Raw genomic sequence first — 9,910 nt, 5'->3', positions numbered from 1 at the left:
AGAGCCACCAGAGCCACCAGAGCCACCAGAGCCACCAGAGCCACCAGAGCCACCAGAGCCACCAGAGCCACCAGAGCCACCAGAGCCACCAGAGCATAAGTTCAAGTGATACATGGGGCAAGTCTTTGTATTGGAAATGATAGCCGGATCACGGCACGCTTCCAAGCATGACGCAGAACCGACTCACCTCACAGATGGACGCCTTGATCACCGGGATGGATGTCTGGCACTGCCAGCTTCCGGTCCGCTCGCGGCGCGATCACGGCATCGGCGCGGTGGTTGGCGATTGCGAGCTGGTCTTCCTGCGCCTGACGGCGGAGGACGGCAGCGTAGGCTGGGGAGAGGCCGCGCCATGGTCCGTCTTCACCGGCGTGCCCGAAGCCAGCTTCGCCGCGCTGGCGCGCCACCTGCGCCCGCTCGTGGTGGGACGCAGGCTTTCCGATCGTGCCGCCATCATGGCCGACGCCCAGCGCGCCGTGGCCCATTGCACGGAGGCCAAGGCTGCGCTTGAAACCGCGCTGCTCGATCTGACCGGGCGCCTCGCCGGATTGCCGGTCTGGATGCTTCTGGGCGGCGCTGCACAGCGGCGCATCCCGCTCTCCGTCTCGATCGCCAATCCCGATTTTGACGCCGATCTCGCGCTCATGGAGCGCCTTGCTGCCGACGGCATCCCGATGATCAAGCTCAAGGCGGGCTTTGCCGATCATGCCTTCGACATCATGCGCCTCGAACGCATCGCACAAACGTTTCCGCAATTCCGCTTGCGTGTCGACTACAACCAGGGGCTCGCGCCCGACGATGCCGAGGCCCGCGTGCGCGATGTCGCCAGCTTCGGACCGGACTTCATCGAACAGCCCGTCGCCGCACACCATTTCGCGCTGATGGCGCGGCTGCGCGCGGCCTGCACCGTGCCGCTTCTTGCCGACGAGTCCGTGTTTGGCCCCGAAGACATGGCCCGCGCCGCCGCCGAAGGCATCTGTGACGGCGTGTCGATCAAGATCATGAAATCCGGCGGTCTCACCCGTGCGCAGACCGTGGCCCGCATGGCCGCCGCCCACGGGCTCACGGCCTATGGCGGCGACATGTTCGAAACCGGTCTTGGCCATCTCGCCGGTGCCCATATGATCGCCGCCACGCCGGAAATCACGCTGGGCTGCGAATTCTATCAAGCGCGCTACTACCTCAACGAGGACGTGCTCGCAGAGCCCTTCCCCATCGAGGCCGGCCATGTCATCGTGCCGGAGACGCCCGGCCTCGGCGTCTCCCCCGATCCCGACCGCATCGACCGCCACGCCGTTGCAAGGAGCCCCTCATGACCGACCAACTGCGCCCCAAGACCGTCGCCATCATCGGCGCGGGCATCGTCGGGGTATCCACCGCGCTCTGGCTGCAGCGCGACGGGCATGACGTGATCCTGATCGACCGCAAGGGCCCCGGCGAGGGCGCCAGCCACGGCAATGGCGGCGTTCTGGCCTCCTGCGCGGTGGTGCCCGTGACGGTGCCGGGCCTTCTCGGCAAGGCGCCCAAGATGCTTTTCAGCCCGAACCAGCCGCTGTTCCTGCGCTGGTCCTACCTGCCCCGGCTTCTTCCGTGGCTGCGCAAATATCTCGCCCATGCCAATGCCGCAGACACGGCCCGCATCGCCCGGGCGCTCTTTCCCGTCATCGGCGACAGCCTTGCCGACCATCAGGCGCTGGCCGCCGGCACCGGGGCGGAGCGGTTCATAGTGCCGTCAGACTATTTCTACCTCTATGCATCCCGCGCGGCCTATGAGGGCGACGCCTTCGGCTGGGGGTTGCGGCGCGAGGCCGGTTTCACCTGGGAGGAAATGGAGCGCGCCGCCTTTGCCGCCTATGATCCCGCCTTTTCCGACGAGATCGGCTTTGCCGTGCGCATGGGCAATCATGGCCGGATCAGCGACCCCGGCGCCTATGTCAAGGCGCTGGCAAAACACGCAACCCAAAACGGCGCGCGGATCATCACCGCCGATGTGGAAGACCTCGTGCGCGACAACGGCACCGTCACCGGCGTGCGCGCGGGCGGAGAGACCATCCCCTGCGACGCCGCCGTCGTCGCCCTTGGCGCCTGGTCCGGCCCGCTCGCCGCAAAGCTCGGGCTCGCCGTGCCGCTGGAAACCGAACGCGGCTATCATCTGGAGCTTTGGGAACCGTCGGTCATGCCCCGCGCGCCGGTCATGGTCGCCTCGGGCAAATATGTCGCCACCCCGATGGACGGCCGTTTGCGCCTCGCCGGCGTCGTCGAATTCGGCGGTCTGGAGGCCTCTCCCTCACGGGCGCCCTTCGATCTGCTGCGCCGGGGCATCCGCGCCGCCATGCCCGGACTGACCTGGGCGCATGAGGTCGAATGGATGGGCCACCGGCCCGCCCCGGCCGATTCGATTCCCGTGATTGGCGCGGTGCCGGGGCTGAACGGCGCCTTTACCGGCTTCGGTCACCACCATGTGGGCCTCACCGGCGGCCCCAAAACCGGGCGTTTGCTGGCCCAGATGATCTCCGGGCGCACACCCAATGTTGACGTCAGCGTCTATTCCCCGGCACGCTTCTCCAAAGCCGCGTGAAAGACGGCTTGTTCAATCACCCACTTTGCAACCACAGACAGGGACCAAACCAATGAAAACACTGACCACGCTTCTCACGGCAACCGCGCTGACCGCCGTCTCGGCCTCCGCCGTTCTGGCCGAGAAATGGGACATGCCGCTGGCCTATTCCGCCTCCAATTTCCATTCGGTGACCGCGGCAGAGTTTGCCAAATGCGTGACCACCGGCACCGGTGGCGACATCGAGATCGCTACCCACCCGTCCGGCTCGCTCTTCCCCGGCGCCCAGATCAAGCGCGCGATCCAGACCGGCCAGGTGCCGATCGGCGAGCGTCTGCTGTCGGGTCACCAGAACGAGAATGCGCTGTTTGGCGTCGACTCGATCCCCTTCCTCGCAACCTCCTTTGACGATGCCGACAAGCTCTGGGAAGCCGCCAAGGAGCCGCTTTCGGAGCTTCTGGCCGAACAGAACCTGACCCTGCTCTACTCCGTGCCATGGCCGCCGCAGGGGCTCTATTTCCGCGATGAGGTGACGTCGGTTGCGGACATGGAAGGCATCAAGTTCCGCTCCTACAACAACGCCACATCGCGCCTTGCAGAGCTGACCGGCATGCTGCCCGTCACCATCGAAGCCGCTGAAATCAGCCAGGCTTTCGCCACCGGCGTGGCCGACAGCATGGTGTCCTCCGGGGCCACGGGCTACGACCGCAAGGTCTGGGAATCGCTGAACTATTTCTACGAGGTCGATGCCTGGCTGCCGCGCAACTACATCATGGTCAACTCCGAGGTCTGGGACGGCGTGTCGGACGCCAACAAGAACGTCATCACAGCCTGCGCCGAGCTTGCGGAATATGCGGGCACCTGGCGCTCCAAGGAATATACCGGCTTCACGCTGGCCGGTCTGCGCGCCGGTGGCATGACCGTCGAGAAAGCCTCCGAAACCATGGTCGGCGAGCTCAAGGAAATCGGTGAAACCATGACCGCAGAGTGGCTCGAAGCGGCGGGCGAACAGGGTCAGGCCATCGTCGATGCCTTCAAGGGCATGCAATAACCGCCCGGGTTGCACCCCGGATGCCGTGGCGGCCCGTCCGCCGCGGCGCTCCGGTCCGTGGCCACCGCTGTCGTGAGACCCTGCATGCGGTCCCTGCGCTGTGCGTGGTGGAACCGCGCCCTTGGTCAAAGCCCGGCGCGCTTGTCAGAGACCCACGCGTGGGTCCGAGACCGGCGCAAGGGCCCGAGACAGGCGCAAGGTTGCGAGACAAGCGCAAGGTTGCGACACCCGTGCAGGAGTTCGAACCCTGTGCAGCGGTGCCGCATCGGCCCAAGGGTCGGAACCGGTGCCAAGGGTCGGAACCCGCGCCAAGTGTCGGAACCCGAGCCAAGGATCCCAACCCGGCCCATGCCCCGAAACACGCGAAAAAGCGCTCAAACCCCGCCACCCGGCCCCCTGATGCGCTCTTTCGCCGCCGCACCCCATCGTCCCCGTCGATACGTTCGCGAAAGGCCCCCCAGCCATGTCCGCAATTCGCAAAGGGCTTGACGCCCTCTACCTCGTCTCCGGCGTGCTGTCCGCGCTCTGCCTGATCGCCATCCTGAGCCTCATCGTGCTGCAGATGCTGGCCCGTTGGACCGGCGAGGTCTTTCCCGGCGCGCCGGAATATGCCTCCTACGCCATGGCCGCGGCGTCGTTTCTGGCCTTTGCCAACGCGCTCGGGCGCGGTGCCCATATCCGCGTGTCGATCCTGCTCAACGCGGTGCCCGGCAAGCTGAAATATGTCATGGAGCTGTGGTGCTTCGGGCTTGGCGGAGTGATTTCGGCCTATTTCACCTATCACGCCTACCAGTTCGTCTATTTCTCATGGCGGTTCAAGGACATCAGCCAGGGCCAGGACGCGACCCTGCTGTGGATCCCGCAATCGGTCATGGTGATCGGCGGCGGGCTGCTGACCATCTGTTTCGTCGACAATCTGGTGCATCTCATCCTGCGGGGAGAACACCGCGTGGTGCGCGACACCATCGAAAGCCATGCGGAGTAAACGGACATGACCATTGTAGGCATCACTCTCACCCTCGTTGCCGTGCTCTTCCTGCTGCTCGGCTCCGGGCTGTGGGTCGGGCTTTCCCTTGTCAGCGCGGCGTGGTTCGCGTCCGAGTTCCTGACCACCAAGAACCTCCAGACCGGCACCAACATGGTTTCCGAGATCTGGTCTTCTTCGTCCTCATGGACGCTGACCGCGCTGCCCATGTTCATCTGGATGGGCGAGATCCTGTTCCGCACCCGGCTGTCGGAGGACATGTTCCGCGGCCTCTCGCCCTGGCTCGCGCGGCTGCCGGGCGGGCTGGTGCATACCAATATCGTGGGCTGCACGGTCTTTGCGGCGGTGTCGGGCTCGTCGGCCGCCACCCTGACCACCGTCGGCAAGATGTCGATCCCCGAATTGCGGGCGCGCAACTACCCCGAAAACATGGTGATCGGCACGCTTGCCGGGGCGGCGACGCTGGGCTTGATGATCCCCCCGTCGCTGGCGCTCATCGTCTACGGGGTCACAGTCAATGAATCCATTACCAAGCTGTTCTTTGCCGGCGTGATGCCCGGCATCATCCTTGCGACGATGTTCATGGCCTATGTGGCGATCGTCTCCAAGACCTCCAGCAAGTGGAACCCCACGGTCGAAACCGGGATGAGCCTCGCCGACAAGCTCAAGAATTCGCGCTTCCTGATCCCGGTCTTTGTGCTGATCATCGTGGTGATCGGTTCGATGTATCTCGGCTACGCCACCGCGACCGAAGCCTCGGCCATCGGTGTGCTCGGCGCGCTGGCGCTGGCCGCGTCGCAAGGCTCGCTGACCCGCGCCACCTTCACCGCTTCGCTGATGGGGGCGATGCGCACCTCGGCGATGATCGCGCTGATCCTTGCGGGCGCGGCCTTCCTCAAGCAAGCCATGGGCTTCACCGGGATCCCGCGGGCGTTGGCCGACTGGATCGCGCTGCTGGAGCTGTCGCGCTTCCAGCTTCTGATGGCCTTGCTCGTGTTCTACATCATCCTCGGCATGTTCCTTGACGGGATCTCCGCGGTGGTGCTGACCATGGCCGTTGTCGAACCGATGGTGCGCGAAGCAGGGATCGACCTGATCTGGTTCGGGATTTTCGTGGTGGTCGTGGTCGAGATGGCCCAGATCACCCCGCCTATCGGGTTCAACCTGTTTGTGCTGCAAGGCATGACCAATCACGAAATGGGGTATATCGCCAAATCCGCGATCCCGATGTTCCTGATCATGGTGCTGATGGTCTTTGTCCTGATCGCGGTGCCCGAGCTGGCCACATGGTTGCCGGACAATATCCGACAAGGCCCCGGAGGCTGAGGCGGGATGTCCCGCTCCGGAGGACCGGCATGAGTGACGCCCCACCCTGCCTGGGGGCGGGCGGTCCGGTCATGCGTCTGCCTGCCGTCGCCACCCGGCGCGCCCCCCTGCGCCGCGCCCACGCCCGCGTCCCGCGCGGCCCCATCTGCGCGCCCGGCACGCCGTGATGATCACCGACCCGCTACGCTTTGCGGCGCGCCACGCGCGCTATGTGCTGGTCGCCGGGCTTGTGGTCGGGCTCGCCGCGCCCGGTCTCGCAGAGGTGATGCGGCCCTGGTTGCCGCATCTGGTGGTGGCGCTGCTCTTCGTGTCGGTGCTGCGCATGGCCCCGCGGGCCATCCTCGGCGCGCTTCCCGCCTTGCCGCGGGTTGCAGGCACCGCCCTTGCCCTGCAACTGGCCGCGCCGCTTGTGATCCTCGGTCTGGCAAGCCTGCTGGGTCAGGCCAGCCACCCGGTTGCGCTCGCGCTGATCCTGATGACGGCCGCGCCCTCCATCGTCGGCAGCCCCAACATCACCGCCCTGCTCGGCGCGGCTCCGGAATACGCGATGCGGCTGATGGTTGTGGGCACACTGCTCATGCCCTTCACGATCCTGCCGGTCTTTGCCCTCGCGCCTGCGTTGGACGGTGCGGGCGCCGTAACCCAGGCCTCCCTCGTCCTTGTCGCCACGATCGGCGTCACGGCGCTTTGTGCCATGGCCACCCGCCGTCTGGTCTTCCGCACGCCTGCACCGGCCACGGTCGAGCGGCTCGACGGGCTCTCCGCCCTTGCGCTCGCCGTCTTCGTCGTGGCGCTCATGCCCCAGGTCAGCGCGCTCGCCCTTGCCGACCCCATGGCCCTGCTTGGCTGGGCCGCGCTTGCCTTCGCCGCCAATCTCGGGGCCCAATTCACCCTGTGGCGCGCCACACGCCACCGCCTGCCGCATGACACCGCGCTCCCGCTCTCGCTCATCGCGGGCAACCGGAATGTCGCCCTGTTTCTGGTCTCGCTCCCGGCGGAAACGACCGCCCCGGTCATGGCCTTCATCGGCTGTTACCAACTGCCGATGTATCTCACCCCGATCCTGATGCGCGGCGTCTATCGCCGCTGACCCCTTCGGACCCGCGCGCCCTTTTCAAGACAAACAATCCTTGGCGTCTCACCGAAACGCCGCATGCACCTGCCCCACATCACGCTCCGCATGGGGTCACATTCGGTGGCTCACCCATCCGCAACATGCGCCTGACCCACGTCTCTCTCCACACGGGGGCGCGCTTGGTTTCCTGCGCAACCGCCACACGCCCCGAACATCCGCACCGATCCCCGCAAGCCAGATCTCCCAACCCGCAGCGCTCCAAACCGGACCTCCCCACGCGATCCATGCCCAGCCCGGTCCACGCCAATCCCGATCCATGCCAAGCCCGGTCCACAGCCCCGAGCCCCCGGACACGCATGGGCCTTCGCATTGGCGCGCGCGCGCTCCAAACACCGGCCGATCCCCGCGTCCCCTTACCCTCGCGCAACAAAAAAGGCGCGCCAGTCTCCCGGCGCGCCTCTGAAGCTCGGATGGCGTCCGTTCACTCCATCGACATCGAGGCGATGAAATCGTCCACTTCGGTCAGCGACAGGTATTCGACCTCGTCGATCCCCGTCTCGCCAAATTTCCACACCACCGCCGGCGCAGACACATCGCCGTTGACGTCGAAGCGCACATTGCCCGTGGCGCCCTGGTACATCACAGAGCCCCCGGCAGCGAACACCTCGCGCGCCTGCGCAAAGCCCGCCGCATCGGCGGTGATCGGCGTGCCGTCCGGGTCCGTCACCCGCGACACGGCCGCCGCGATTGCGGCGCCATCGGCATCCTTGCCCGCCGCTTCCATCGCCAGAAGCGCGATCATCGCCGCGTCATAGCTGTTGGCAAGGCCGGGCCCGTTCGGCTCGCTGTCAAACCGGGCCTTGTACATCTCGACAAACGTATCTGCACTCGCAACCCGGGGCGACGCCGTGTCGGTGCCGAGCGCGTTGCCAAGATACTGCATGCCGACATTGTCGCGGAACTCGTCCGATTTCAGCGAATTGGCGAGGATCATGTTCTGCGTCCCGCCAAGCGACAGCCATTCGCGCACCGCGGCCGTGCCCTCCACCGGGTAAAGCGCGAGATACACCGCGTCCGGGTTCCCGGCGAGCGCATCCGTGACTTCCGCCCGGAACGACGGCTGGCCGTCATTGATCGCCACCTGCGCGGTGACCTCGATGCCCAGCGCTTCGAAATCCGCCGCGATCAGCTTGCCGAGATCCTGCCCCCAATCGTCGTTCTTGTAGAGGATCGCGACGCTTTCATAGCCCTGATCCTTGGCGATCTTGGCGCCCACGGCGGATTGCACGCCGGTGGTGGCAAAGGTCCGGAACCACAGCCCGTTGAACTTGCCCTCCTCGGCGGCGGTGGTGAAAGCGGTCGAGGACGAGCAGCACGACATCTGCATCACACCCGACGGCACCGTGACCGAAGACAGGATCGGCATCGACACGCCCGAACTCACAGCGCCCAGAAGCAGCTTCACCCCGTCAAGATCAACCAGCGCCTTGGCCGCGTCCACGCCCACCTTGGGATCGACCTGGCTGTCGCGCAGCACCATCTCGATCTTGCAGCCCTGAACGCCGCCCGCCTTGTTGACCTGATCGACCACAAACTGCGCAGTCTCCGCAATCGGACGGCCCCAATCGACGGAGGTCGGCAGAACCGCCCCGATCTTCGTGGTGCACTCCTGCGCCGCCGCGGCCCCGCCCATCAGCGACAGCCCCAGCGCGGTGCCAAGGCCAAGCAGCCCCTTGATCCGTATCGTCATCGTCTTTTCTCCCTGCATTTGCGTTGTTGTTCCGGATTGATGAATACTGTCTGAAAGATCGCGCCCTGTCTCGCGGGCCGTCGGTTTTTTCCACGCTGCCCGCGCAAGCCCCCTTACGACGCCCGTTTCGACGACTGTGACACGACGAGCCGCTCCGGGAAAAGCCCCTGCGGGCGCCACATCAGCATGCCGACAATCACAAACCCGATCAGAACCCACTGGATCGACCCGGTGTAAAGCTGCGCCTCGATGGGGGCAAAACGCGACAAGGCCCAACCCGAGGCGGTCCACGCCCCCCAGATAAGGAACGCCCCCATGATCGCACCGCGATTGTTGCCCGCCCCGCCGACGATGAGCATCGCCCAGATCTGAAAGGTCAGGATCGGCAAGACGTCCTGCGGGCTGACAAAGGCGTAGAACGTGCCGTAAAGCCCGCCCGCAAGCCCCATGATCACGGCCCCCGTGACAAAGGCCACAAGCCGCACCCGCGCCGGGCTCTTGCCAAGCGAGCGTGCCGCGTCCTCATCCTCCCGGATCGCGCGCAACAACCGCCCGAAAGGCGACGCACCCAGCCGCTCCAGGAACAGGTAGACGGCAATCAGACAGGCCAGCACAAACACCAGAAACACGATGTTATAGACAAACCCGTCGCCCAGCGCCGCCCGCAAGGGCCGCTCGAACCCGCGCACCCCGCGCGCGCCCCCTGCCAGCCATTCCGCGTTGCGCATCAGGTTCTCGAAAGCCACCGCCACGCCAAAAGTCGAGATCGCGAGATAATCGTGCCGGAGCCGCAGCGTCAGCGCTCCCACCAGCCAGGCCAGCAACCCCGCCGCCGCCATCCCGCCCAGAAGGGCAAGCGGGTACAACACCCCGTAGCCACCAAGATGCGCCTCCTGCGGCGTCCCCCCGAGGATCAGCGTGCCGTAAGCCCCGGCGCCAAAAAACGCGACCACCCCGCCATTGAACAGCCCGGTATTGCCCCAATGCAGGTTCAGCCCAAGCACGGCAATCGCGAGGATCGACGCCACGGTGGAGAAAAACACCAGATAGGAAATCACCCCGATCATGCAGCCACTCCCACCGGGACGCCAAACCATCCGACCCCCGACCCGACCTGGCCTTTCTTTGGGCCCCAAATATCCCGGGGGTCCGGGGGCAGCGCCCCC

Annotated in this window: 8 protein-coding genes; 6 read left to right on the top strand and 2 right to left on the bottom strand. The window is 65.9% G+C overall.

What is annotated here, in order from left to right:
• Positions 1-167 precede the first annotated feature (167 nt).
• The 6 genes from J1C49_RS20945 to J1C49_RS20920 all read left to right on the top strand — a co-directional run bounded on the left by J1C49_RS20945 (position 168) and on the right by J1C49_RS20920 (position 7,009).
• Positions 168-1,316, top strand: a complete 1,149-nt coding sequence (locus J1C49_RS20945) for an enolase C-terminal domain-like protein (protein WP_227447782.1) — start codon at positions 168-170, stop codon at positions 1,314-1,316.
• On the top strand, positions 1,313-2,578 hold the full coding sequence (locus tag J1C49_RS20940; protein ID WP_227447781.1) for an FAD-binding oxidoreductase: 1,266 nt from the start codon (positions 1,313-1,315) through the stop codon (positions 2,576-2,578). The genes J1C49_RS20945 and J1C49_RS20940 overlap by 4 nt, the downstream gene beginning before the upstream one ends.
• A gap of 52 nt (positions 2,579-2,630) precedes the next feature.
• On the top strand, positions 2,631-3,608 hold the full coding sequence (locus J1C49_RS20935) for a TRAP transporter substrate-binding protein (protein ID WP_227447780.1): 978 nt from the start codon (positions 2,631-2,633) through the stop codon (positions 3,606-3,608).
• Positions 3,609-4,071: 463 nt separating this feature from the next.
• The gene (locus J1C49_RS20930; protein ID WP_227447779.1) at positions 4,072-4,593 is read left to right on the top strand and encodes a TRAP transporter small permease; all 522 of its coding nucleotides are present in this window, start codon (positions 4,072-4,074) and stop codon (positions 4,591-4,593) included.
• A 6-nt stretch (positions 4,594-4,599) separates the two neighbouring features.
• Complete coding sequence (locus J1C49_RS20925; RefSeq protein WP_227447778.1) at positions 4,600-5,919, top strand: TRAP transporter large permease; 1,320 nt, start codon at positions 4,600-4,602, stop codon at positions 5,917-5,919.
• A gap of 166 nt (positions 5,920-6,085) precedes the next feature.
• A complete protein-coding gene (locus J1C49_RS20920; RefSeq protein WP_227447777.1) occupies positions 6,086-7,009 on the top strand; it encodes a hypothetical protein in 924 nt (307 codons plus the stop codon).
• Between the two features lie 466 nt (positions 7,010-7,475).
• Here the strand turns inward: J1C49_RS20920 and J1C49_RS20915 are convergent, their stop codons facing one another.
• Positions 7,476-8,744, bottom strand: a complete 1,269-nt coding sequence (locus J1C49_RS20915) for an ABC transporter substrate-binding protein (RefSeq protein WP_227447776.1) — start codon at positions 8,742-8,744, stop codon at positions 7,476-7,478.
• Between the two features lie 113 nt (positions 8,745-8,857).
• Positions 8,858-9,811, bottom strand: a complete 954-nt coding sequence (locus J1C49_RS20910) for a branched-chain amino acid ABC transporter permease (RefSeq protein ID WP_227447775.1) — start codon at positions 9,809-9,811, stop codon at positions 8,858-8,860.
• Positions 9,812-9,910 lie beyond the last annotated feature (99 nt).

The sequence above is a fragment of the Cognatishimia sp. F0-27 genome, from assembly GCF_020667845.1.
Lineage (GTDB): Bacteria > Pseudomonadota > Alphaproteobacteria > Rhodobacterales > Rhodobacteraceae > JAFMPQ01.
This window is presented reverse-complemented; position numbering and strand designations above follow the sequence as displayed.

Coding starts and splice junctions, on each gene's coding strand:
- J1C49_RS20945 (WP_227447782.1), top strand. CDS start 168: ATGACGCAGAACCGACTCACCTCACAGATGGACGCCTTGATCACCGGG.
- J1C49_RS20925 (WP_227447778.1), top strand. CDS start 4,600: ATGACCATTGTAGGCATCACTCTCACCCTCGTTGCCGTGCTCTTCCTG.
- J1C49_RS20930 (WP_227447779.1), top strand. CDS start 4,072: ATGTCCGCAATTCGCAAAGGGCTTGACGCCCTCTACCTCGTCTCCGGC.
- J1C49_RS20935 (WP_227447780.1), top strand. CDS start 2,631: ATGAAAACACTGACCACGCTTCTCACGGCAACCGCGCTGACCGCCGTC.
- J1C49_RS20910 (WP_227447775.1), bottom strand. CDS start 9,811: ATGATCGGGGTGATTTCCTATCTGGTGTTTTTCTCCACCGTGGCGTCG.
- J1C49_RS20920 (WP_227447777.1), top strand. CDS start 6,086: ATGATCACCGACCCGCTACGCTTTGCGGCGCGCCACGCGCGCTATGTG.
- J1C49_RS20940 (WP_227447781.1), top strand. CDS start 1,313: ATGACCGACCAACTGCGCCCCAAGACCGTCGCCATCATCGGCGCGGGC.
- J1C49_RS20915 (WP_227447776.1), bottom strand. CDS start 8,744: ATGACGATACGGATCAAGGGGCTGCTTGGCCTTGGCACCGCGCTGGGG.